Origin of the sequence: Henriciella aquimarina (genome assembly GCF_002088975.1) — a bacterium.
GTDB lineage: Bacteria > Pseudomonadota > Alphaproteobacteria > Caulobacterales > Hyphomonadaceae > Henriciella > Henriciella aquimarina.
Genome location: NZ_NCST01000004.1, coordinates 1 through 20830, shown reverse-complemented (window position 1 = coordinate 20830; position 20830 = coordinate 1). Strand labels below are relative to the sequence as shown.

Below are 20830 nucleotides of genomic sequence, written 5' to 3'. Positions count from 1 at the left end.
TATTTCTTCGCCGCGCGGATGTCGCCGGCCTCGGCCGCCAGCAGCCCGTCGGCCAGCGCCTTGTTGGCATGGCGGGCCTTCGCGGCTTCGCGTGCCCTGGTGAAGCGCTTCGGCAGCTTGATGAGCCCGGTAAGCGCGGCCCAGAGCACGGCCATGGCCGCACCGAGCAGCAGCACGGCGAGGATGGCAACGACCAGTTTCAGCTCGACGGCGGTGTCGGGGCCGAGCGTGATCAGCACGCTGCCGGGCAGGCGGGCGGCCCACAGCACGGCAAGGCCAGCCAGGACGATAAGGGCGATGAGAAGGAAAAGGACTATCATTAGGTCTGTATCTATTGCCCCGCGGCGATCAGTTTAAGGCGTAAATCCTCAAGAGAATGTTCAAGCCTTGCGCGACGGCGCGCATCTGCCAGCCATGTCTGGAATACAGGCTTCGTGGTTTCCGGCAAAGCCTCCACCGCGTCGATGGCGACGCCCAGATCGTCGCGGGCGAGGGCAGCTTCGGCATCGGCCAGCCGCTCGGCGGTCTCGCCGTCGCGGTCGGTACGGCGCACGCTGACGGTGTCGCCGAAAACGGTGTTCATCCAGCCGAGCCCGGAGGATTCCTCGGTGTCGCGGGCGAGCGCGTCCTTGCGCAGCTCACGGAAATCCTGCTTCAGCTTGCCGAGCGGCGGGATTCCGATCTGCGACAGGCTGGCAAGGGCGTTAACGTCGCCGTCATTCGGGCGGGCATTGCGCAGTTTCTGGTATTCGGCCTCGAACGGCTCGCCGCGGGCGGCCGTCGATTCGATGGCGGCCAGCGCGAGCGAGGCGCTGACGACCTTGGCGGATTCCTTGCCAAGCTCGGCGGTCTCGCTGCGGATCGTCTCGATTTGCTGGCGGACATCCTTCTGGGTGCCCTGTAGCGTTTCGAGGTCGCCTTTCAGCGATTGCAGTTCGGTGCGCAGGCTGACGAGCTGGGCATTGGTCGGCCCGTCATCCTCGGCCTGGGCCTCTTCCAGCGCGCGTTCAATGGCGTCGATCCGGGCCGGGTCGATACGGTCCGTCTCGTCTTCGGTGAGGCTGGCGACCTGGTCTTCCAGCCCCGAGAGACGGGCTTCGGCGCTGTCGGGGATGTCTGTGGGCTCAGAGGGGCGTTCGGCCGGCACGGTCTCGGCGACGGCGGAGATGTCGCTTTCCACGCGCGCAATCTCGCTGTCGACCCGGCCGATCAGGCTCTCGACCTGGGCGGAGAGGTCGGCGAGGCGCTCTTCGGTTGCGTCCTGCTGCGCGCGCAGGTCGGTGAGCGAGGTGTCGGAGGCTTCGGGCGCCGCCTGCAGGCGCGGCAGCGGCGTGTCGTCGAGCAGGCCGGACGACCAGGCGGCCAGGCCCAGGCTGCCAAGCGCGATCAGGGCGACGAGAAACAGCGACAGCCAGCCCGGCCCGCGATGTTTCGCCGGCTTTTCGCGCTTGTCCTCAAGCTGCGTCTGCTCATCGGCCGGTTCATACTCGGCATCGATGGGGGTGGATGAATGGGTGGACCGCTCGTTCATCTGACTACCTCGTGCGCGCTCCCAGCCGCCTTGAAAATGAGTTTGGCACGATCACCGCGCGCGGAGTACCCCCTGCAACACGTCCAGAAGGTGGTCTTCGTCGGGGTGGCTGGCGACATGCACACCGGCGGTGGTGCAGGTCTGCAGCGGCGCGGCGGCCTGCTGCGAAATCGCGACGAATTCCGTTCCGGACAGATCGAGACCCTCGGCAAGGGAGACAAAGGCCTCGGCGCCTTTAGCGGAATGGATGAGGCAGACGGAATGTTCCGCCGCCAGCGCATGAATGGCGCCGGGGCGCAGCGCGCGCGCCTTCGTGGCGGCATAGAGCGGCGCGAAGACCACTTCGAAGCCTTCTGCCGCCAGCGCCTCTTTCAGATTGCCCCGGGCGGCGGCATTGGCGACATGCAGCAGGCGTTTCGGCTGGCTGTCCCAGTGATGGGCGATGTAATGGGCGAGGGCATGCGCGTCGCCCGAGGACTGGTGGACAGGGCTGAAGCCTTCGCGCAGCGCCTCTGACGCGGTCGCCGGGCCAACGCACCAGGCCGGCAGGTCGCGCACGGGGGTCGCTTCGGCGAAGAAGCGCACGCCATTCGCGCTGGTAAAGACCAGGCCGGAAATGGCGTCGAGCGGCGGCAGGCTTGTGCCCGTACGGGCCAGTTCGAGCGCGGACGAGACGACCGGGGTGAGGCCCATCTGCTTCAGCCGGGCAGCCGTCTGCGCGGCGCCAGGCTCAGCGCGGGTGATGATAATCTCAGGCGCGGTCTCAGGCATCGTCGAAGGCCGGGAGGTCGCCCCCGGCGCTTGCGCGGATCTGCTGGCCAGCGCTGCGGCCGAGCGCAGCAAGTTCTTCAGCGGTGGCATCGGCCTGGGCAATGCCCTGATGGCCCCAGCGTTCCGTGCCGTCCGGTTTAAGGACTTCGCCGGTAAACTGCCAGACGCCATCCTTGAGGCGCGCATGCCCGCCCATGGCGGTGCGGCACGAGCCATCGAGTTCGACCAGGAAGGCACGCTCGGCCATGGCGGCGAGATGGGTCTCGGCATGATTGAGCTGGACGATGAGGTCGACAATCTCCGGGTCGAGATCGTCGGGCCGCGCGGCGATGGCGATGATGCCCTGGCCAGCAGCGGGGATCATTTCCTCGACGGCGATCGGCTCGGCGACATGCGCCATGTCGAGCCGGTTGAGACCGGCCATGGCGAGATAGGTGGCGTCGGCCAGCCCGTCCTCGAGCTTCTTCAGGCGCGTCTGCACATTGCCGCGGAAGGTGACGATCTCGAGGTCGGGCCGCAGCGCCAGCGTCTGGGTTTCGCGGCGCAGGCTGGCCGTGCCGACCTTCGCCCCCTTGGGCAGGTCCTTCGGGCTTTTCAGCTTGTTCGTGGTGATGAAGCCGTCGCGCGGGTCTTCCCGCTCGAGAAAGGCGAGCAGGGCCTGGCCGTGGGGCAGGGCGCCGGGCACGTCCTTGAGGCTGTGCACGCCGATATCGCAGCGCCCGTCATCGACGGCGGCGTCGATCTCGCGGGTGAACAGGCCCTTGCCGCCGGCATTGATCAGCCGCTCGGTGGTGAGCTTGTCGCCGCCCGTGGTGAAGGTGACGACCTCGCCGGTGACCCGGCCATTCGAGAGGCGTTCGAGATCGGCGGCAACTTCATTGGCCTGGGCTAGCGCGAGCGGGGAGCCGCGGGTTCCGATCTTGAGTTTCAGCTGCGGCGCAGTGGCTGCCACCATGATGTCTCCTGCCTGTCCAGATTTGGCCCTGCTAAAGTGTCAGACATGGGCACGCAAGACACCCGTGCGCCCCCGCGACATCTGGCACCAAAGCTGCGTGCAATGTCTTAACCCCGATCATGCAGGACAGTTTCATGCGTTCACTGCTTCTTTCAGCCTTGCTCCTCCTGGCCGCCTGCGCCCCGGCAGAGCGCGCCGCCCATGCCGAGGACCGCACCCATACCGCGCCAGACGGGCCGGTTGAACGCTGCGTCAATCTCGGTGGCGCGCTGGAGGCCCCGCGCGAGGGACTGTGGGGCTATACGGTGCGCGAGGACGACATGGCCCGCATCCGTGAGGCCGGCTTCGATACGGTGCGCCTGCCGGTGAAATGGAGCGCGCATGCCGAGACGACGAAACCCTACCGGATCGACCCGGCCTTCATGGCGCGGGTGAAGGAGGTTGTCGGCTGGGCCGAAGCGGCCGGGCTGAAAGTCATTGTCGATGTGCATCATTATGATGCGCTGATGGCGGATCCGGACGGCCACCGCACCCGGCTGGGCGCGATCTGGGAGCAGATTGCCGAGGGCTTCGAGGGTGCCCCGGACAGCGTCATCTTCGAGCTCATCAACGAGTCGCGGGACCGGATGACGGTGCGCAAGACCGATGCGATCAATCGCGAGCTGCTCGCCATCGTGCGTGAGACACATCCCGACCGCTGGGTCATTGTCGGCAGTGCCGGCTGGGGCAGCCTCGATGCGCTGCTCAAGAGCCGCCCGCCCGAGGATGACCGCATGGTGCTGACCTTCCACACCTATGACCCGTATGACTTCACCCATCAGGGCGCGAGCTTTTCCGACGACCCGCCGCCGGTGGGCAAACGCTGGGGCACGCGCAAGGACTATGACACGATGGAATATGGCGCCAATCTCGCCGCGCGCTTCGCCGTCGAGCAGGGCCATCCGATCCTGCTGGGCGAGTTCGGCGTGTATGAGGACGTCCCGCTGGATCAGCGCGTCAAGTGGACCCGGGCCATGCGCGAGATGGCCGAAGCGCGCAATATCGGCTGGTGCTACTGGGACTTTGCGACGACGTTCAAGCTCTACAATCAGGACCGCGAAGCCTGGATCGGATCGCTGCTTTCGGCGCTCATCGAAGACTGACGGTCAAGCCTTCCGAAACCGCCTCACACGCCTTAAGTGGGCGCCATGGCCGACGTCACCATTCTCGGGATCGAAACGAGCTGCGATGAAACCGCGGCCGCTGTCGTGCGCCTTAAAAACGGCAAGGCGACCATCCTGTCCGAAACGGTGCGCAGCCAGGTCGAGGCGCATGCACCCTATGGCGGGGTCGTCCCCGAGATCGCCGCGCGCGCCCATGCCGACATTGCCGACCGGGTGGTCGAGGCGGCGCTTTCCGATAGCGGGCTGACGCTGGACGAGATCGACGGGGTCGCGGCGACCTCCGGGCCGGGCCTGATCGGCGGGGTCATGGTCGGCATGATGACGGGCAAGGCGATGGCGCTCGCCGCCGACAAGCCCTTCATCCCGGTCAATCACCTCGAAGGCCATGCGCTCTCCCCGCGGCTCGCCACCGACTGCGCGTTTCCCTATCTGTTGCTGCTGGTCTCCGGCGGGCACTGCCAGTTCATCCGCGTGCGCGGGCTGGGCGATTATACGCGGCTCGGCACGACCATTGACGATGCGGCCGGCGAGGCGTTCGACAAGCTCGCCAAGCTGCTGGCGCTCGGCTTTCCGGGTGGCCCGGCGGTGGAAGAGGCCGCGAAGACGGGTGATCCGGCGCGCTTCAAGCTGCCGCGCCCGCTGCTCGACCGGCCAAACCTGGACATGAGCTTTGCCGGGCTGAAGACGGCTGCGGCCCGCATCATCGAAGCCGAAACGCTCGATCAGCAGGGCAAGGCGGATCTCTGCGCCAGCTATCAGGCGGCGATTGCCGACTGCCTGTCGGCGAAGGCCGATCGGGCACTGGCAGGCTATGACGCTGTCGGGGCCGGCAAGCGGCTGGTCGTGGCTGGCGGTGTGGCCGCCAACAGCGCCATCCGGGCGGCCCTCGACGGCGTCGCGCAGGCGCATGGGGCTGTGCTGATCGCCCCGCCGCTGCGCCATTGTACCGACAATGCCGCGATGATCGCGCTGGCGGGTGCCGAGCGGCTTGTGGCAGGCGATGTGCCCGACGAAGCGCTTGGCTTTGCGGCGCGTCCGCGCTGGCCACTGGATGAGGCGCGCGCGCTGGCCGATCCGGCCTATGGCGGCGGCAAGCGCGGCGCGAAAGCTTAAGGCGCGAGAAGCCTCAGCAGCCGGCGGGCCTGCTCATGCGAAAAGCCGTTCTTCAGCGGGGCGCGCATGATCAGCAGATTGTGCCAGACCGGCGAGATCAGCAGGTTGACGGATTCATCGAGATCATAGTCGCGCCGAATACGTTTCTTGGCGGCCAGTTCCGCGAGGATCAGGCGCAGGGGCGCGCGCACATTCGATTTCATCCAGTTGCGCCAGGTCTCTCCGGCTTCCTTCTCGTCGGCGGCCGCCATCATGGCACCGCGCAAGACGGCATGGCCGTTGCCAGAGCGGGTGGCCGTTTCAAACGGCATGAGAAGCGTGGCGATGCGGTCGACCGGGTCGGTGCCGGAGGCGTCGAGAGGCTGGAGCAGGGTGGTCGCGGCCTCGAGGCACATATTCCCGGTCGCCGGCCACCAGCGATAGATGGTCTGCTTGGAGGCGTGGGCCCGCCGGGCGATGCTGTCGACGCTGAACTTGCGCCAGCCGCTGGCCGTCAGCTCCTCGCGGGTGGCCTCAAGGATCGCGGCGCGGGACGCTTCGCTGCGCCGCGGGCCCTGCCGCCGGCGGGTGGCCTTCTTCTTGGTCGGCTTTTCTTCCGCGTCTGCCATGCATGTCCTCTTCTGAGCGCGTGAACTTTCCTTCGTTCAACACCAACATATTTGCAAAAGGATTGACGGAAGGGAACGGGGCGTCCCGTCTCCAGTTGCAGATTCCGGACAATCTGCGTATCGCAGGGGCGCTGCGCGAGAAGAGACAAGGAGGCCGCATGAAGACGCCTGAAGATCTGAAGGATGGCTACCGGGCTTTCCGGCGCGGGACCTATCGTCACCAGGCCAATCTCTATGAGGAGCTCGGCCGCGGGCAGGACCCCGACATCATGATCATCGCCTGTGCCGACAGCCGGGCCGAGCCGGCCGACATCTTCAACGCCGCGCCGGGCCAGCTCTTCGTGGTGCGCAATGTCGCCAATCTGGTGCCGCCCTTTGACGATTCCGGCGGGCTTCACGGTGTCAGCGCGGCGCTGGAATTCGCTGTTACCGCGCTGAAGGTCAAGCATATCCTCGTCATGGGCCATGGCGGCTGCGGCGGGGTGAACGCTTCGCTCTCGGCGGCAGACGACAAGCCGGTCGGCCAGTTCATCGCCCCATGGGTCAGCCTGCTGGACAAGACGCGCAGCGATGTCCTCTCGGGGGCGCCGGAGGATCCGCAGCGCGCGCTGGAATTTGCCGGGATCGGCACGTCGCTGAAGAACCTCATGACCTTCCCCTTTGTGGAGGAACGGGTGAAAGCCGGCGAGCTTGAGCTGCATGGCGCCTGGTTCGCCATTGCCGAGGGTGAGCTGCACTGGCGCGATGCCGGGACGGGCGAGTTCAGCGTGGTGCAGGCCTAAAAGCCTGCGCGCGCCGCTTATGGCTTGCTGGTCGCCCAGACGGCAAAGGCGGCCGAGCTGAACATCAGCAGGGCCGCGCCGCGGTTGAACCATTTCGCGAAGCTCGGCGTGGCGAAGCTTTTGGCCATGCGTTCAGTGGCGGCGGCATAGACGGCCAGGCCGAACATCTCGCTCACCGTGATGGTCGCCATCGCAATCGCGACCTGCGGCCAGAGCGGGCGGCTGGCATTGAAGAAGCCGGGCAGGAGCGCGCCGAAGAAAACCAGCGCATTCGGATTGGCGAGCTGCAGGCCGAAGCCCTTGCCGAAAAGGGCGGCGCGCTTCGGCGTCTCGACCTTGGCGAGCCGCATATCCCCCGGCTTGGCCCGGATCAGCCCCCAGGTGAGCCAGGTGATGAAGGCCAGCCCGGCGAGCTTCAGGGCGAGAAAGGCTTGCGGAAACTGGCTCGCAATGGCCGCCGCACCGCCAGCGGCCAGAGCGATCCAGACGAAGTTCGCTGTCGACACGCCCATGGCGGGCATCATCGCCGGCCGGAAGCCGTATTGCAGCGAGGAGGAGACAACCAGCATCACGGCCGGACCGGGGGTCAGGCCGCCGGCCACGAAAAGGCCGACAAGAGCGAGCCAGACGCTGAAATCCAAGCTGCGGTCAGGCTTTGGTGGCGGCCTGGCGCTCGATGGCGAGGTTGATCAGCTCACGCGCCTTCTCGACGCCTTCCCAGCCCTGGATCTTCACCCACTTGTTGGGCTCGAGATCCTTGTAGTGCTGGAAGAAGTGCTGAATGCGGTCGCACAGCGTCTCGGGAAGATCGGTATAGGTGTGGATCTTCTCGTAATAGCGCGTCAGCTTCTGGTGCGGCACAGCGAGGATCTTCTCGTCTTCGCCGCTATCGTCTTCCATCAGTAAAACACCGATCGGGCGCGCGCGGACGACGGCGCCAGGCACGAGGGCGCGCTGGCCGACGACCATCACGTCGATCGGGTCGCCATCGAGGCTCAGCGAATGCGGAATGAAGCCGTAATTACAGGGATAGCGCATGGAGGTGTAGAGATACCGGTCAACGAACATGGCGCCGGAGCTCTTGTCTATCTCGTATTTGATCGGCTCGCCGCCGAGCGGCACCTCGATCAGAACATTGATGTCGTCTGGCGGGTTATGTCCGGAGGAAATTTTGGAGATATCCATGTCGGTCCTGCTTGTTCTGGATTTGGCCGGTCGGCCGGAAAGTGGCTGGTGCAGTGCACAAGTCGGGCCAGACCGTCAAGAGGCGAGGCTGTCGGAGTGCCCTCTGCGGGGGCTTAGCGCTTGAGCCCGAAATTGAAGCTGACGGAGATGCGCGGCTCCTCGGTACGGCTTGGCATCACTTCGTGGCGCAGCCAGCTTTCCCACATCAGGATGTCGCCCGGTTGCGGGGCGAGATAGACAAATCGCCGCGCGCTTTCCGGGACGTCCCCGGTCTGGGCCGGCGCCGCCATCATCATGGCCAGGCGCGGATCCTCGAAGCGGATGTCGCCGGCCCCGTCGGGCATCGCGACATAGACGGTGCCGGAAATGACGCTGCCGGGATGGAGGTGACCGGAATGCTGGCCGCCTTCACCGAGAATATTGATCCAGAAGGCATCGAGGGTGAGGTCGCCCGGATCGATGTCCCAATATAGCTCACGGGCAAAGGCTTCGGCGCGTTCGGTGAGCAGGTCTGCCAGCGCCCCGAAGGCGGGCGCGCGCTGGGGCAGGTCGTCGAGCGAGGCATACGAGGTATAGCCGGGATAGCCTTTCTCTTCGCACCAGGTGTGCCCGGCCGTGTCGCCATCCTCGATCATCCAGCAGGCGTCCTCCAGCTCGTCGAGGGCGACCGCGCCGGACAGGCGGGTTTCAAAGAGATGGGTCGGAAAAAGAAGGCGGGACGTCATGCCCCGCCTTCTAGAGTGTGTGCGCTGGAATGCCCAGCGGCTTATTCGTCTTCGGGCGTCCCGGTGTCCTCGGCGCCGCCGTCCATGGCGTCATCACCGGCGGGCTTCACGAATTTCAGCGTCATCCGGTCGGATTCGCCGATATCGAGATAGCTCTGCGCGTCGAAACCGTCCGGCGTGTTGCCGTCACCGTCGGTCGTGCGCGAGACGGGCGGCAGGGTCCAGACACCGAAGGGGTGGTCTGCGGTATCGTCCGGATTGGCGTTGACCTCGCTGGCCTCGACGAATTCGAAGCCGGCCGTTTCCGCCAGCTGGCGGACATAGTCTTCATGGACATAGCCGCTCGGCGCGCTCGGGTCCTGCTCGGCCGACGACGGCAGACGGTGTTCGACAACGCCCAGCGTGCCGCCCGGCTTCAGGACGCGATAGGCCTCGTTGAAGAACTTGTCGGCATAGTCGCCGCTCATCCAGTTGTGGATGTTGCGGAAGGTCAGCACCGCATCGGCGCTTTCCGGCTCCCCCATCGGCTCGGCCTCGCCATCGAAGACGACGTATTCGATGGTGCCGAACGTGTCCGGATTGCCGGCATAGTTGTCCTTGAACTCCTGGACCACTTCGGCGGTGCGCTCGGAGCGCTCCGGATTATAGGTCGCCGCGACCAGCTGGCCGCCATTGGCGTTCAGCCAGGGGGCGAGGATGTTGGTGTACCAGCCGCCGCCGGGCCAGATCTCGATCACCGTGTCATCGCCCTCGATGCCGAGAAACTCAAGGGTTTCGGCCGGGTGGCGGTACTGGTCGCGGGCCTTCTCGTCCTCGCTTCGCCAGCTGCCGGCCATGGCGTCCTCGACGGTATAGCTGCCGGCTTCGGCCGTGTCGGTCTCACCGGTCTCGGCGGGCGGCGTCTCTGCGCTTTCGTCTGTCGGCGGCGGTGTCGGCGCCTCGGGGGCGTCGGTGGCCGGGCTGTCCTGGCCGCAGGCTGCGACGGCAAGAGCCAGAAGGCTGGCGGTTAATAGTCGAGTCATCTTTGTCTCCCTGAAGATCTTGAACCCCTAACACCATTTCCCAAATATACCATGTGCCGGCGCCGCAAAGCGGGCCGGGACCGGCTGTCTGCCGGCGCCAATGACGGGCCGGAGAAGCAGATCTGCCGAACGTGTATAGAGGTCCGGCCCCGCCGGACGCAGTTGCTTGGAAAGGACTGTACGTCATGAGCACGATTGATCTGACCCCCCTTTATCGCACCATGGTCGGGTTTGACCGCATGGCCAACCTGATCGACTCCGCCAGCCGTCTGGACGGAACGCAAGGCTATCCGCCTTATAATATCGAGCGTGTGGCCGATGATGCCTTCGCCATCGAGATTGCCGTGGCCGGCTTCTCCGAGGATGACCTCGAGATCGAGACCAATGACAATCTGCTGACCGTGGCCGGCAAGAAGAGCCAGGACGAGACCGGCGAGGAGCGCCAGTTCCTGCATCGCGGCATTGCCGAGCGCGGCTTCCTGCGACGCTTCCAGCTGGCCGATCACGTTATCGTGACCGGCGCGACGCTGAAGAACGGCCTGCTGCGGGTCGAGCTTGTGCGCGAGCTGCCCGAGGCAAAGAAACCGCGCAAGATCGAGATTGGCGAGACCGCCGGCGGCCAGTCGAAGCCGAAGCTCGTCAACGGTAGCAAGAAAGAGGCGTCTGCGGCCTGACCGTCAGAGCCTTCTCATAAGAAAGCCCCGGGCCAGATGGTCCGGGGCTTTTTTTATTCGGGATAGGCGAAGGCCGGAGGCGCTAGGCGTCTGCCTCGGCTTCGGCCTTTTTGCCTTTCTGGTTCGCCGCCTCGAAGAAGGCTTTCGCGCCGGCCTTGTCGAGGAAGGCCGAGAGCGCGTCATTGTCGCTGAGGCGGCGTACGGCCTTTTGGACGGATTTGAACGAGGTCGCGGCATAGCGCTGGGTGACCTGTTCGAACGCCTTCTTCTCGATCTTGACCGATGTGCGGTCCTGCTTGGCCTGGTTGGCCTCGAGATTGGCCGTGGCCCAGGGCAGGTAGGTGACGGCCAGCTCATCCTTGAAGATCGGCAGCAGCGTCGCTTCCAGCTCTTCCAGCGGCTTGAACGGGGCGCCGGCCTTCGGGGCGTCCATGAATTCGCACCAGGCGGTCACGAACGGGGCATTGTCGCGCAGCCATTTGCCGGGTGTCGGGTCGAGCAGCATCTGAGAGAGCTGTCCGGCGAGCGCGAAGTCCGCGACCGACGGGCGCCCGCCAAAGACGAAGAGATTGTTTTCGAGGTGCGTGTTGAGCAGGCCGACGAAGCGCTCGAAGGAGGTCTTCAGCGTCTTCTCGTTCTTCTTCTCGACACCCACGAGCGGCAGGCGATCGCGCATGCGCTTGACGATCTGGTCCTGGGTCTTCTTCTTCGCACGCGGCAGGTTGCCGTCGAAGAGCTGGTCCATGGTGCGCTGGGCGGCTTCTTCCCGGTCGGGCTTCTGGCCCCAGCGTTCGCGGAACATGACCTTGTTCAGCCACTCGTCGGCATAATCCTCCAGGATCAGCGCGAGCACCGCGCAGGCCGGGTCGTCCGGCACCGCGGAGGGCTCGGCATGATCATTCTCGATGCAGGAGAGAATGTCGGTCGAATCCTGGTTCGGGGCCCGGTTCGGCGAAATGAAAAGCGGGACGGTCGGCACGCGCGCGAAGGATTCGAATTCCTTTTCGGTGGCTTGTGACCGGCCGATCCACTCGAAGTCGAGCCCCTTGTATTTGAGAAAGGAGCGCACTTTCAACGAGTAGGGAGAGGTTTCGGCGCCGAACAAGCGGTAGTCGGTCATGTCGGTGTCCTTATCAGGCTGCAGCGGGGGTCTTAGGCGAAGCTGCTTTTGCTGCCAAGACACGTTTGACGGTTGGGCGTGCCTGCAATACTCAACCTTCACCTGCCATAGCGAGGTGATCCACGTGAGTGAGCCCAGGCACTTTCTTGCCTATTGCGACAAGCTGTTCACCCCTTCCGAGAGTTTCATCCCCCGGGGCTATTCGGCCTTCTCGAAGCTGAAGCCGGTCTATATTGGCCATGAATTGAAGGGGCCTGTGCCGGACGGCGCGGAGGTCATCGAGCTCGGCCCGCTGCACGGGCCGGGCGGAGAAGCGGCCTTCAAGCAGCTCGGTACGGTTTCGACAAAACTCGAACAGACGCTGCGCGCGCTCGACCCGGTGGCCGTACATGCGAGCTTCGGCAAGTCGGGCGCCTATGCGCTGCCGCTGGCGCGCAAGCTGAACCTGCCGTTGAGCGTGACCTATTATGGCGGCGACGCCACCAAGACCACCAACACCAAGGACAGCTTCATCCGCGTCTATAACCGCCGCCGGGCGAAGCTCTGGGCGGAAGCCGACCTGCTGCTGCCATGCTCGGATTTCATCCGCCGCGAGCTGGTGGCCAAGGGCGCGCCGGAAGACAAGATGGTGGTCCATCACAACACCGCCGACCCGGTCCGCTTCCAGCCGGGCGAGAAGCGCGACCTGGTCGTCTTTGCCGGGCGCTGGACCGAAAAGAAAGGCATCGACACGCTGATCGCCGCGCTGTCGCGCCTCGGGGAAGAGCTGGAAGGCTGGACAATCCGCCTGATCGGCGACGGCGACCTCAAGGAAGAGCTCGCGAAGGCGCTCGAGACGGCCGGTGTGGACGCCGAGCTGCCGGGCTGGGTGCCGGCCGACGAAATGGCCGCCCACTGGGCCGAAGCGCGCATCGCGGTTGTCCCGTCCAAGCGGGCGAAATCCGGCGATGCCGAGGGCCTGCCGCTGGTCTGTATCGAGGCGATGCTTTCGGGCTGCGCGCTGGCGGCCACGCGCCATGCGGGGATTACCGAATGCGTGAAAGAGGGCGAGACGGGCTATCTCGTCGATGAGGGCGATGAGGCCGCGCTGGCCGACCGCCTGGCCCGCATGCTGACCGACAGGACACGCACCGCCCAGATGGGCGAGGCCGGCCGCGCTTTCGCCATGGAGCGGTTCAATCTGCAAAAGCAGAGCAAGACGCTCGAATCCTATCTCATGGATCTCGCGAAAAAGGCCGGCACGCTCTAGGCGTTGTCTTCCGCGTCTTCGGACGTCTCGCCGCCGGAGGTATCGGCCCAGCCCGCCGCATCGGCGAGCGTGATCGTCCCGGCGCTGAAGTCGAGCGCGGGGACGTCTGCCAGCGTGAAGGGCACGAAGAAGGAGGGCTGGCCTTTCTGAGAGGGCAGCACTTCGACCAGATCGCCGGCGCCGAAATTCTGGACCGCTTTCACCGTGCCGATTGTCGTGCCGGTCTCGTCCAGCACGGTGAGACCCGTCAGGTCATCGACATAGAACTCGTCCTCATCGGGCGGCGGCAGGCTGCTGCGGCGCACATGCAGGCGCGTGCCCTTCAGCGCGTCCCAGTCTTCCTTCTGGCGCGGCTTCTTCGGTGTGACGATGAAATGGTCCTTGGCCGGGCGCACCTGCCTGGCGTCGAGCAGGGCCTCGCCTGTCTCCGAAAGGAGCGGGCCGTATGCGAACAGGGCGTCCGGCTCGTCGGTGAAGCTTTTCACGCGCACATCGCCGCGCACGCCATGGGCCCCGGCGAGGGCACCCACCACGATCAGCCGGTCATCTGAAGATCCGCGAGTCATGGCGGGTGTCCTAACCGCACGCAGCGCGGCCGGGAAGCCCCTTCAGGCGGTTGGCCTACCAGCGCCCGCGGCGATCGTGGCCACGGTCATAGCCGCGTCCGGCCGGGCGGATGGAGGTGATGTTGTCGTTCAGCCGGTAATAGTTGGTCTTGGCGACGGACCCGGTGATGACCTCGCAATGGCCACGGAAGTCCGGATCGGTGCAGACCTCCCAGGCGCCGCCCTGAATGGCAATCGACGAGACCTTGTCATTGAAGTGCACCCGGTCGAGGTGGCGGATCGCGCCGTTGACGGGCAGGGCGTCGCCCTGGAAGTCGGAATGCTGGAACAGCACGACCGGCGCATCGCCGCGCCCCGGATAGCCGCCACGGCCGTAGCGGTCGTCCCGGCCCCGGCGGTCATACCGGTCGCCCCGGTCATGGCCGCGATAGGAGACCGGGCGGATGGAGGTGATGTTGTCGTTCAGCCGGTAGCGGTTGAGTTCGCCCTCGCGGTGCTGGATCACTTCGCAGTGGCCGCGATAGTCGGGGTCGACACAGACTTCCCATGCCCCGCCGGTGATGCGGATGGAGGAGACCTTGTCGTTGAAGCGGTAGCGGTCGAGATGGCGGATCGGGCCGGTCACACGCAGGGACTGCCCGCGGAAATCGGGATGGACATAGATAATCGCTTCGCCTTGCCCGCCGCCCCGGTGCCAGCTCTGCTGGGCCAGGGCCGGAAGCGCGGTTGCCGCCGGCAGGAGGAGGGAAATGCTGAGTATTTTTAGGGCGTTCATCGTTCTGATGCTCCTGTTCCTTTTACCGCTGCTTTCTAGCAAAGCGCGCCTGAACGGCGTGCAACCCGTCCTTCAGGAAAGGGCGGGTTGCCATGTTTGGTTCCGGATAAAGAGGAGGCAGCGCTACTCGCCGGCCTCCATGATCGCCTTCATGCGGTCGATCCAGGCCAGCCACGCCTTGCGGCCGTCATCGGTCAGGAAGATGCGCGTCTGCGGGCGTTTGCCGACAAACCGCTTCTCCTGGCGGACATAGCCGGCCTCCTCGAGCTTCTTCAGATGCGTGGAGAGATTGCCGTCCGTGGCGCCGACCTTGTCGCGCAGCTCCCCGAAGACGGCCGGGCTGACCGAGGAGAGATAGGCCATGACGCCGAGCCGCAGCCGGCCATGGATGACATCGTCGATCTCACTGTGGTCGAAGGGGTTGTTCTCGGACATGAGCGCCCCCTCTAAACGGTTGTCGAGGGTTCGTCACGCAGCATCAGAAGCCCCGGGATCAGGACCGTCACAGCAGCGGCCACAGCCGCGGCGAGGTAGAGTTCGGCGCGGTCGACGATCAGGGCTGTCAGTCCGACAAAGGCGATGGCGGCATAGCCGGCAAAGGTCAGCCAGCGCGTGTTCGACATCAGGCCGCTGACCAGTTGCGAAATGCCATAGACGCCCAGCACGAGCGGGATGGACCAGTTGAAGCCCATTGAGGCGGTGCCATCCAGTATCGACTTGATGGTGACGCCCGTGAAGAAGGAGAACAGGACAAAGCCGGACGCCATCCAGACCGTGCTGGAGGCGCGGTTGCCGGCCGAGGAGGCGCCGGGCTTGTCGGCGGGAAAGATTTTCATCAGGGCGAAGAAGCCGCCGACGCCGATCACAGCGAACGCCATCCACATCAGGCCGAGCATGTCGACCGGCAGGCCAGCCAGGCCGGTCACGATCAGGTAATGGCCGATATAGGCGATGGTGACGAGAAGTCCCCACCAGACGAGGAAGCGGCCCCCGAGCAGCGGGGCGGACGCGCCGGATTCGGCTATATCGCGAACATAGGCGAGATCGTCAGAAGGGCGGGATGTCATTTTCGTTCTCCAATAACTTTGAAATACAAAGTAATGTGTCGCGGAATATTGTCAACCGCCTGCATGGGGGCCTCAATGGAGGGCTGGAGATGCGTGAGGTGGTGTGTGGGTGCGGACTCAGGCGGCCGCGGTCAGGGCGCTGCGCTCGACGTCGCGGGCAAAGGCGCCGCGCACATCGCGTGAGGCTTTCAGGCCGTCGACCAGCCCGTCTGCGGTTTCGCCCTCGCCCAGGAAGAGCACGCCGCCATCGCTGAGCTGGCGGGCAATGTTGAGAAGGACGCGCGAGCGCATCGGCCGGGCCATGCCGGAAATTACATTGCGGCACAGGATGACGTCGAATTCGCCGAGCCCGGAGGCATCCTTGAGGAGGTTGTGCGTGCGCACGGCAATCCGCCCGGCGAGCTTGGGCGAGATCTGCCAGTCGCCGGTGTCGAGACGGCTGAAATGCTTCAGCAGCCGGTGGATGGAGAGGCCCTTCTGGACATCGAAATGCCCGAACTGGCCGGCCCGCGCCGCCGAGGTCATCGCCTCGCTAATATCGGTGGAGAGGATCTCGACGCGGACATCCTCCAGCGCCTCATTGTCGGATTCTTCGAGCAGGATGGCGAGCGAGCAGGCTTCCTGACCGGCCGCCCCGCCCGCGCACCAGACGCGCAGCGTATTGTCCGCAGCTGTCGGTGCCATCATCGGCAGGACATGGTCCACGATGCGGGTCAGCGTCTCGCGGCCGGTGAAGAAGCCGGTCGTCTTGGAGGTGAGCGCGGCGACGGCTTCGGTGCCAAGCTTCGAGGCCGGGCGAGCCTTGATGACGCCCATCAGGTCGGACACTTCAGCCAGGCCTTCGCGGCGCAGGATCGGCGCGAGACGGGCTTCGATCAGATAGGACTTGGACGGCGGGATCAGCTGTCCCGAGCCGTTGAGCGCAAGCTCCGCCACATCCTGAAATGTCGTCTCGTCCATCTGTTCCTGTCCATGATCGGCGCACAATCTACCGGGTGTTAACAAAACCACGCCCCGGGTTAACAAATTGCTTTAGACCAGCCCCACTTCTGCAAATTTGCTGTGAATGATGTCAGCATCGAAGGGCTTCATGATAAACTCATTCGCGCCGGAGCGCATGGCTTCGCCGATGTGCTCTGCGTCGTTTTCTGTGGAGCAGAACACGACGATGGGCTTCGAGCCGCCGTCCTCGCGCCGCAGCGCGCGCAGGAAATCCAGGCCGTTCATCACCGGCATGTTCCAGTCCAGCAGGATGGCATCGGGCATCTTTTCCCGGCAAAGCGCCATCGCCTCGGCGCCGTCGCCGGCCTCGCGGACTTCGAACTGCAGATCATGGATGATACGCCCCGCCACTTTGCGAACGACGCGCGAGTCATCGACAATGAGACAGGATTTCATGACCTCTCCTCGCGGGCAAACAAGCTGATCGCTTACATGCCGGGCGTCGAGTTAACGCAGCGTTTATCCTTCCGCGTTGAGCCGGGTGGCCGACAGGACGATCTCTCCGTCGCCTTCCGGGGCCTGCGCCTCCAGCTTGCCGCCGAGGCCTTCGGCGATGATGCGCGTAAACAGCGGCTGCACCGTGCGGGCCGACCAGCCATCCTGCGGCTCCGTCCCGGCAATGGCGTCGGCGGTATCCGCGCGCAGCTTGCAGCGCTTGCCGGAGGCGGAGACATTGACGCCGAGGCCGTCGGTCTGGTTGCGCACCTTGATCTTGATTTCCCCGCCGCGTGGCAGGCAGTCGACCGCCAGCATCACCATGTTCATGATCAGCCGGGCATGCGAGAAGCTCAGATGCTCGGTCTCGATGTCCCAGGTCATGGTCGGCTGGTAATTGTGGCTGGCGACGAAGCGCTCGGTGATCTGCTTGGCGTCGTGAATGTCGGCAGCGCCCTTGGACAGGCCGACCGAACCGAAGGCATAGCGCAGGAATTTCAGCTTCGAGGCGGCGCTGTCGGCCCCGTCATGCAGGAGTTTTTCGGCCTGGACCCGCATTTCGGATTCCTGCGGCTCGTTCATGAAATCGAGCGCATTGGTGATCGAGGAAACCGATGAGACAAGGTCGTGACAGATACGCGATGCGATATAGGCAGACAGATGTGCCGGGTCGATCATGGCTTGCATGGCAGGGCCCCTTTGGTCCGGCGAAACGCTAACCGATTCGCCTCGCTACTGCCTGCCTTATTGCGCCGGTTTTGTCACCCGTCGAGGTCTTCCCGGCGCTCAATATCGTCATGGCCGCTGCGGGCGCTGTGGAAGAGTAGCCAGAAGAGCCCCACCGAGAGGGCGAGGCAGCCGAGCGAGCCGAGACCGTAGGCGATCCAGCCATGCAGGCTCATCGTCACCCCGAGATCCTGCCACATCGCCACAACGGCGACGGCGGCAGCAACGAGGGCGACGATGGAGCCTCCAATGGCAAGATAGCTCATACGGGTCATGCCGGACCTGGCCTTACTTCTTTTTCCAGCTGCCGCTCTCATCCATGATGTATTCGCCGCGGCCAGCCTGGCTGATCAGCTTTTCGCCGGTCACGCGGGCCACCTGTTCCGGCGTCGTGCCGGTATCCTTGGCGAGGTCGTCATAGGCGGCGCGGCGCTTGTTGTTGATGTCCTGCACGCGGCGCATCAGCGAAGCGTCGGCGCCCCCGGACACGATGCCGAGATAGCCGTCGATGCGTTCGCCGACGACGCCCTGCTCCTTGGCGGCCTCGATCTTCGGATCGCCGGCCGAGGCGGGGCTCGCCATCAGCGACGCGGCGCTGGCAACGAAAACGAGCGCGACGAGGGTTCTGAGAAATGTAGACATGGCAATCGCCCCCTGGGCCTAGAAGATATCCGGATTGGACGTGATCAGGTCCTCGACTTCCTTGTCGAGTTTCACGCGGACTTCCTGATCGATCTTCACATTAAGATTGATCGTGATCGGTTCTTTCGGCGCTTCAAGCCGGACAGTCGGTGAACAGGCCGACAGCAGGGCCGAGGCGGCTATGGCAGACAAAATGGTTCTGGTCACTTTGGTCTCTCTCATTTTGGCTGCAGTGTGCCGCATTCGGCCTGAACGTCAATTGAATAGCATTTTGGTGTGCCGTTCAGTCTAATCAACAGGTTCGCCGCCTTCTGCGTTCCCGGTTTCATCATCTTCGGCCTGGGTTGAGACCGCCGTGGCCAGCCAGTCCGTCGTCGTCATGCTGCGCCCGGTATTGATCAGCTGCATCAGCTTGGAATCGATGCCGATATTGAAGGCGAAGGGCGCCCCGTCCAGCACGTTGGGCGAGCGGCCGACAAGCTTCATGGAAATTACCATGTCGCCGCTGAGATTGCCCTCCACGCCCAGCTCCAGCACCGTGAAGCGGAAGTCGCGCAGCGCCTTGAAGGCGAGGTCGACGCGCTGGTCGGCCTGCGAGGCAGCATCGCCGATCCCGCCCGTATAGGCGATCGTGCCGCCGCTCTCATCGGCCTTCAGGACGGCATCGCGGATATAGGCGTTCGGGCCGACAATCTCGACGGGGAAGCTGCCGGAGACGGTGCCCTGGGCCTGGATGTCCGGCAGGTTGAAGACACTGACAATGTCGGTCAGCTCCAGGCCGCGCGCATCGATGCGGACGATGTCTTCGGTGCCGGCGATGGTCCAGCTGGAGCGGTTGACGACAAGCTCGCCGCCCGCGAATGGCCAGCGGGCTTCCTCGATGGTGGCCTGTGTGGCGTTTGTCAGCTGGAAGCGGATGGTGCCGTCCTTCAGCGGGATGCCGGGATTGATCTCACCGAGGGTGACCGTCTGGCCGGGCGGGGTCGAGAGCGAGAGAATGTCGCTGAATTCGAGTCGCCCGTTCACATCGTTGACCGCGCCGAGCCGCAACGTATCGAAGCCGAAGTCCGAAACCGAGACCCAGCCTTTGCCGGACGGCGTGCCGCCATCGAAGGTGAAGGTCGCTTCCGCCGCCATGGTGCCGCGCGCATTCGACAGGAAGCCGCGCACCCGGTCGCTGAGCGCGGTCGGCTGGAAGCCGCCCGGCCGGAAGGCGAGCTCGGGCGTGGCCACCCTGGCGGTCCCGTCGAGACTGACCAGATCGAGGGTGAGGTCGGCCTCGGCGATGGTCTGGCCGGCGCGCGGGGTCGTCACCGGGCCGGTGACATTCATCACGCCGTTGGAGAAGGTGGCGCTGAGGTCGCCGGTCAGCGGCTCATAGAGCGGGTCGGTGCCGGGGTCGCGCAACTCCACCCGGCGGGCATTCGCCGTGCCGTTCAGCCCGCTTTCGGCGAGCCGCGCCTCGAAGTCCGCGCTGTCCAGGCCGAGATCGGCCGGCAGCAAGGTGCCGCCAAACTCGGTTGCGCCGACCTCGGCAGTGATGGTGGCCGGGCGTGTGGTCTCATAAGCGAGCTGCGGCCCGGTCGCGGCGATATTCAGCGTCTTGCCGCCAAAGGCGAGCGGGACGCGCATGGCGTTCGCGGTGACGTCGAGGCGGGCGGTTTGCCCGGCGCGCCAGTCGAGCACAGCGGTGTCGAGGTCCAGCGCGCCGCTCGTCTCTTCGCTGCGGAAGGGCAGCGACAGCGAGCCGAACTCGACGGTCCCGGCATAGACGCCGCGGTTCTGGCGCACAACGCGCCCGTCGCGCGGGCAGAGCTGCAGCGAAGTATCGTCGATATGGATGCCGCCGGTGAGGTCGACCCCGGCGGTGTCGAGGCCGAGGCAACGCGTATTGTAGGTCTGCACCCGCAGCCCGGCGGCATCGAAGGCCGCGTCGATGCCGCCAAACAGGCGCGTCGGCGCCAGCGTATTGCCATAGAAGGGGCCGCTGATCTCGATTTCGCCGACAGTCTGCAGGCGCGGCACAGAAGAGGCGTTGGTGAAGTGGACCTCGTTGAGGTCGGCGCCCAGCGTCAGGCCATCCGCCGTCCAAGGCTTCAGCGAGACGCCGCCGGCCTCGACGCTTATCGTGCCGTCGCGGCTGGCCTGCGCACTGTTGATGAGCGCGGCGAGCTGCGGGGCGCGCCCGCCGGAAAGGCTCGCCAGACCGCTCACCTCCACGCCTTCCGCTGCGATATTGATCGCAGGCTTGGTGCCCTTCGGCTCGAGCGAGAGGGTCGCGCCGCGTTCGGTTTTCGCCGAGACCGTGCCCGTCGAGACGAGCGACCAGCCGCCATCCTCGCTATGGCTGTAATGCAGCCCCGTGCCGGCGCTGAAGCCCGACAGGGCCTCGTCGAGCCAGGCTTTGAGCGCGGTGCCATGGCCGGTGAAGGGCGCGCCGGACCCGATGGCGGAAACGACGCGCTGGCGCTGGGGCGCCGCCAGGACGCCGCCTTCAAGGACGATGTTCCCGTTGGCGTCGACGGCTTTCATGTCGTTGCTGAGCTGGGCCTTGCCGGTCAGCGTCAGCTCTCCGGCGCGCGCGGTCTCATGCTCGATATCGCGCCCGCGCAGGGCCAGCTCGACATTAAGCTGCGTCTTGTCCTCTCGCGTCACACTCAGCGTGATGTCGCTCGCCCCGGCGGTGACCTGCGGGATGGCGAGCATGCCGGCCTTGCCG

26 protein-coding genes are annotated in these 20830 nt (G+C 65.3%); 5 read left to right on the top strand and 21 right to left on the bottom strand.

Annotated elements, in window-relative coordinates:
• From B8784_RS00865 to hemC, 4 genes are all read right to left on the bottom strand, one after another.
• On the bottom strand, positions 1–320 hold a 320-nt coding region (locus B8784_RS00865; protein WP_143435229.1), incomplete at its 3' end, for a heme biosynthesis HemY N-terminal domain-containing protein.
• Between the two features lie 11 nt (positions 321–331).
• Entirely contained in the window at positions 332–1531 is a 1200-nt protein-coding gene (locus tag B8784_RS00860; protein WP_084395742.1) for a COG4223 family protein, read from the bottom strand.
• Between the two features lie 51 nt (positions 1532–1582).
• Positions 1583–2302 (bottom strand): uroporphyrinogen-III synthase, encoded by a 720-nt coding sequence (locus B8784_RS00855; protein WP_158085533.1) that lies wholly within the window; start codon positions 2300–2302, stop codon positions 1583–1585.
• On the bottom strand, positions 2295–3257 hold the full coding sequence (gene hemC, locus B8784_RS00850) for a hydroxymethylbilane synthase (protein WP_084395740.1): 963 nt from the start codon (positions 3255–3257) through the stop codon (positions 2295–2297). Before hemC ends, B8784_RS00855 begins: the two co-directional genes overlap by 8 nt.
• Positions 3258–3391: 134 nt before the next feature.
• Between hemC and B8784_RS00845 the strand changes: the two genes are divergently transcribed.
• On the top strand, positions 3392–4399 hold the full coding sequence (locus B8784_RS00845) for a glycoside hydrolase family 5 protein (RefSeq protein WP_158085532.1): 1008 nt from the start codon (positions 3392–3394) through the stop codon (positions 4397–4399).
• A gap of 45 nt (positions 4400–4444) precedes the next feature.
• Positions 4445–5533: a tRNA (adenosine(37)-N6)-threonylcarbamoyltransferase complex transferase subunit TsaD gene (gene tsaD, locus B8784_RS00840; protein ID WP_143435228.1), complete on the top strand. Its 1089-nt coding sequence runs from the start codon at positions 4445–4447 to the stop codon at positions 5531–5533.
• Here tsaD and B8784_RS00835 read toward each other — a convergent pair.
• Positions 5530–6141, bottom strand: coding sequence for a TetR/AcrR family transcriptional regulator (locus tag B8784_RS00835; protein ID WP_084395737.1), 612 nt, complete (start codon positions 6139–6141; stop codon positions 5530–5532). The two genes, tsaD and B8784_RS00835, sit on opposite strands and share 4 nt — an antisense overlap.
• A gap of 158 nt (positions 6142–6299) precedes the next feature.
• On the opposite strand from B8784_RS00835, the gene B8784_RS00830 reads away from it, so the two are divergent.
• Positions 6300–6923 (top strand): carbonic anhydrase, encoded by a 624-nt coding sequence (locus B8784_RS00830; protein WP_084395743.1) that lies wholly within the window; start codon positions 6300–6302, stop codon positions 6921–6923.
• 17 nt (positions 6924–6940) lie between these two features.
• Here B8784_RS00830 and B8784_RS00825 read toward each other — a convergent pair whose 3' ends face one another.
• The 4 genes from B8784_RS00825 to B8784_RS00810 form a co-directional block, all read right to left on the bottom strand.
• The gene (locus tag B8784_RS00825) at positions 6941–7564 is read right to left on the bottom strand and encodes a LysE family translocator (RefSeq protein ID WP_084395736.1); all 624 of its coding nucleotides are present in this window, start codon (positions 7562–7564) and stop codon (positions 6941–6943) included.
• Positions 7565–7571: 7 nt separating this feature from the next.
• Complete coding sequence (ppa, locus tag B8784_RS00820) at positions 7572–8108, bottom strand: inorganic diphosphatase (protein WP_084395735.1); 537 nt, start codon at positions 8106–8108, stop codon at positions 7572–7574.
• 113 nt (positions 8109–8221) lie between these two features.
• Positions 8222–8833, bottom strand: coding sequence for a TIGR02466 family protein (locus B8784_RS00815; protein ID WP_084395734.1), 612 nt, complete (start codon positions 8831–8833; stop codon positions 8222–8224).
• A 41-nt stretch (positions 8834–8874) separates the two neighbouring features.
• On the bottom strand, positions 8875–9855 hold the full coding sequence (locus tag B8784_RS00810; protein ID WP_084395733.1) for a class I SAM-dependent methyltransferase: 981 nt from the start codon (positions 9853–9855) through the stop codon (positions 8875–8877).
• 185 nt (positions 9856–10040) lie between these two features.
• Here B8784_RS00810 and B8784_RS00805 point away from each other — a divergent pair, with 185 nt between their 5' ends.
• Entirely contained in the window at positions 10041–10529 is a 489-nt protein-coding gene (locus B8784_RS00805) for an Hsp20 family protein (RefSeq protein ID WP_084395732.1), read from the top strand.
• 82 nt (positions 10530–10611) lie between these two features.
• Here B8784_RS00805 and B8784_RS00800 read toward each other — a convergent pair whose 3' ends face one another.
• Complete coding sequence (locus B8784_RS00800) at positions 10612–11649, bottom strand: glutathione S-transferase family protein (RefSeq protein WP_084395731.1); 1038 nt, start codon at positions 11647–11649, stop codon at positions 10612–10614.
• A 124-nt stretch (positions 11650–11773) separates the two neighbouring features.
• Here B8784_RS00800 and B8784_RS00795 point away from each other — a divergent pair, with 124 nt between their 5' ends.
• On the top strand, positions 11774–12898 hold the full coding sequence (locus B8784_RS00795; RefSeq protein ID WP_084395730.1) for a glycosyltransferase: 1125 nt from the start codon (positions 11774–11776) through the stop codon (positions 12896–12898).
• On the opposite strand, the gene rimM is transcribed toward B8784_RS00795, so the two are convergent.
• The 11 genes from rimM to B8784_RS00740 all read right to left on the bottom strand — a co-directional run.
• Complete coding sequence (gene rimM / locus B8784_RS00790; protein ID WP_084395729.1) at positions 12895–13464, bottom strand: ribosome maturation factor RimM; 570 nt, start codon at positions 13462–13464, stop codon at positions 12895–12897. The two genes, B8784_RS00795 and rimM, sit on opposite strands and share 4 nt — an antisense overlap.
• A gap of 55 nt (positions 13465–13519) precedes the next feature.
• Positions 13520–14239, bottom strand: coding sequence for a beta/gamma crystallin-related protein (locus B8784_RS00785; protein WP_084395728.1), 720 nt, complete (start codon positions 14237–14239; stop codon positions 13520–13522).
• A 123-nt stretch (positions 14240–14362) separates the two neighbouring features.
• Entirely contained in the window at positions 14363–14674 is a 312-nt protein-coding gene (locus tag B8784_RS00780; protein WP_084395727.1) for a winged helix-turn-helix domain-containing protein, read from the bottom strand.
• A gap of 11 nt (positions 14675–14685) precedes the next feature.
• Complete coding sequence (locus tag B8784_RS00775; protein ID WP_084395726.1) at positions 14686–15306, bottom strand: hypothetical protein; 621 nt, start codon at positions 15304–15306, stop codon at positions 14686–14688.
• A gap of 117 nt (positions 15307–15423) precedes the next feature.
• Positions 15424–16266 carry a CheR family methyltransferase gene (locus B8784_RS00770; RefSeq protein WP_084395725.1) on the bottom strand — a complete coding sequence of 281 codons (843 nt, stop codon included), beginning with the start codon at positions 16264–16266 and terminating at the stop codon, positions 15424–15426.
• A gap of 72 nt (positions 16267–16338) precedes the next feature.
• Complete coding sequence (locus B8784_RS00765) at positions 16339–16704, bottom strand: response regulator (RefSeq protein ID WP_084395724.1); 366 nt, start codon at positions 16702–16704, stop codon at positions 16339–16341.
• Between the two features lie 63 nt (positions 16705–16767).
• Complete coding sequence (locus tag B8784_RS00760; RefSeq protein ID WP_084395723.1) at positions 16768–17430, bottom strand: histidine phosphotransferase family protein; 663 nt, start codon at positions 17428–17430, stop codon at positions 16768–16770.
• A 74-nt stretch (positions 17431–17504) separates the two neighbouring features.
• A complete protein-coding gene (locus tag B8784_RS00755; protein ID WP_143435227.1) occupies positions 17505–17744 on the bottom strand; it encodes a hypothetical protein in 240 nt (79 codons plus the stop codon).
• Positions 17745–17757: 13 nt separating this feature from the next.
• The gene (locus B8784_RS00750; RefSeq protein ID WP_084395721.1) at positions 17758–18111 is read right to left on the bottom strand and encodes a YdbL family protein; all 354 of its coding nucleotides are present in this window, start codon (positions 18109–18111) and stop codon (positions 17758–17760) included.
• Positions 18112–18129: 18 nt separating this feature from the next.
• A complete protein-coding gene (locus B8784_RS00745; RefSeq protein WP_233355909.1) occupies positions 18130–18318 on the bottom strand; it encodes a YnbE family lipoprotein in 189 nt (62 codons plus the stop codon).
• An 81-nt stretch (positions 18319–18399) separates the two neighbouring features.
• Positions 18400–20830: intermembrane phospholipid transport protein YdbH family protein (locus B8784_RS00740; protein ID WP_084395719.1), on the bottom strand; the 2431-nt coding region annotated here is incomplete at its 5' end.

Bases quoted from the DNA above. Each gene is read 5' to 3' on its own strand.
- B8784_RS00860 (WP_084395742.1), bottom strand. From the start codon at position 1,531: ATGAACGAGCGGTCCACCCATTCATCCACCCCCATCGATGCCGAGTAT.
- B8784_RS00855 (WP_158085533.1), bottom strand. From the start codon at position 2,302: ATGCCTGAGACCGCGCCTGAGATTATCATCACCCGCGCTGAGCCTGGC.
- hemC (WP_084395740.1), bottom strand. From the start codon at position 3,257: ATGGTGGCAGCCACTGCGCCGCAGCTGAAACTCAAGATCGGAACCCGC.
- B8784_RS00845 (WP_158085532.1), top strand. From the start codon at position 3,392: ATGCGTTCACTGCTTCTTTCAGCCTTGCTCCTCCTGGCCGCCTGCGCC.
- tsaD (WP_143435228.1), top strand. From the start codon at position 4,445: ATGGCCGACGTCACCATTCTCGGGATCGAAACGAGCTGCGATGAAACC.
- B8784_RS00835 (WP_084395737.1), bottom strand. From the start codon at position 6,141: ATGGCAGACGCGGAAGAAAAGCCGACCAAGAAGAAGGCCACCCGCCGG.
- B8784_RS00830 (WP_084395743.1), top strand. From the start codon at position 6,300: ATGAAGACGCCTGAAGATCTGAAGGATGGCTACCGGGCTTTCCGGCGC.
- ppa (WP_084395735.1), bottom strand. From the start codon at position 8,108: ATGGATATCTCCAAAATTTCCTCCGGACATAACCCGCCAGACGACATC.
- B8784_RS00815 (WP_084395734.1), bottom strand. From the start codon at position 8,833: ATGACGTCCCGCCTTCTTTTTCCGACCCATCTCTTTGAAACCCGCCTG.
- B8784_RS00810 (WP_084395733.1), bottom strand. From the start codon at position 9,855: ATGACTCGACTATTAACCGCCAGCCTTCTGGCTCTTGCCGTCGCAGCC.
- B8784_RS00805 (WP_084395732.1), top strand. From the start codon at position 10,041: ATGAGCACGATTGATCTGACCCCCCTTTATCGCACCATGGTCGGGTTT.
- B8784_RS00800 (WP_084395731.1), bottom strand. From the start codon at position 11,649: ATGACCGACTACCGCTTGTTCGGCGCCGAAACCTCTCCCTACTCGTTG.
- rimM (WP_084395729.1), bottom strand. From the start codon at position 13,464: ATGACTCGCGGATCTTCAGATGACCGGCTGATCGTGGTGGGTGCCCTC.
- B8784_RS00785 (WP_084395728.1), bottom strand. From the start codon at position 14,239: ATGAACGCCCTAAAAATACTCAGCATTTCCCTCCTCCTGCCGGCGGCA.
- B8784_RS00780 (WP_084395727.1), bottom strand. From the start codon at position 14,674: ATGTCCGAGAACAACCCCTTCGACCACAGTGAGATCGACGATGTCATC.
- B8784_RS00775 (WP_084395726.1), bottom strand. From the start codon at position 15,306: ATGACATCCCGCCCTTCTGACGATCTCGCCTATGTTCGCGATATAGCC.
- B8784_RS00770 (WP_084395725.1), bottom strand. From the start codon at position 16,266: ATGGACGAGACGACATTTCAGGATGTGGCGGAGCTTGCGCTCAACGGC.
- B8784_RS00765 (WP_084395724.1), bottom strand. From the start codon at position 16,704: ATGAAATCCTGTCTCATTGTCGATGACTCGCGCGTCGTTCGCAAAGTG.
- B8784_RS00760 (WP_084395723.1), bottom strand. From the start codon at position 17,430: ATGCAAGCCATGATCGACCCGGCACATCTGTCTGCCTATATCGCATCG.
- B8784_RS00755 (WP_143435227.1), bottom strand. From the start codon at position 17,744: ATGACCCGTATGAGCTATCTTGCCATTGGAGGCTCCATCGTCGCCCTC.
- B8784_RS00750 (WP_084395721.1), bottom strand. From the start codon at position 18,111: ATGTCTACATTTCTCAGAACCCTCGTCGCGCTCGTTTTCGTTGCCAGC.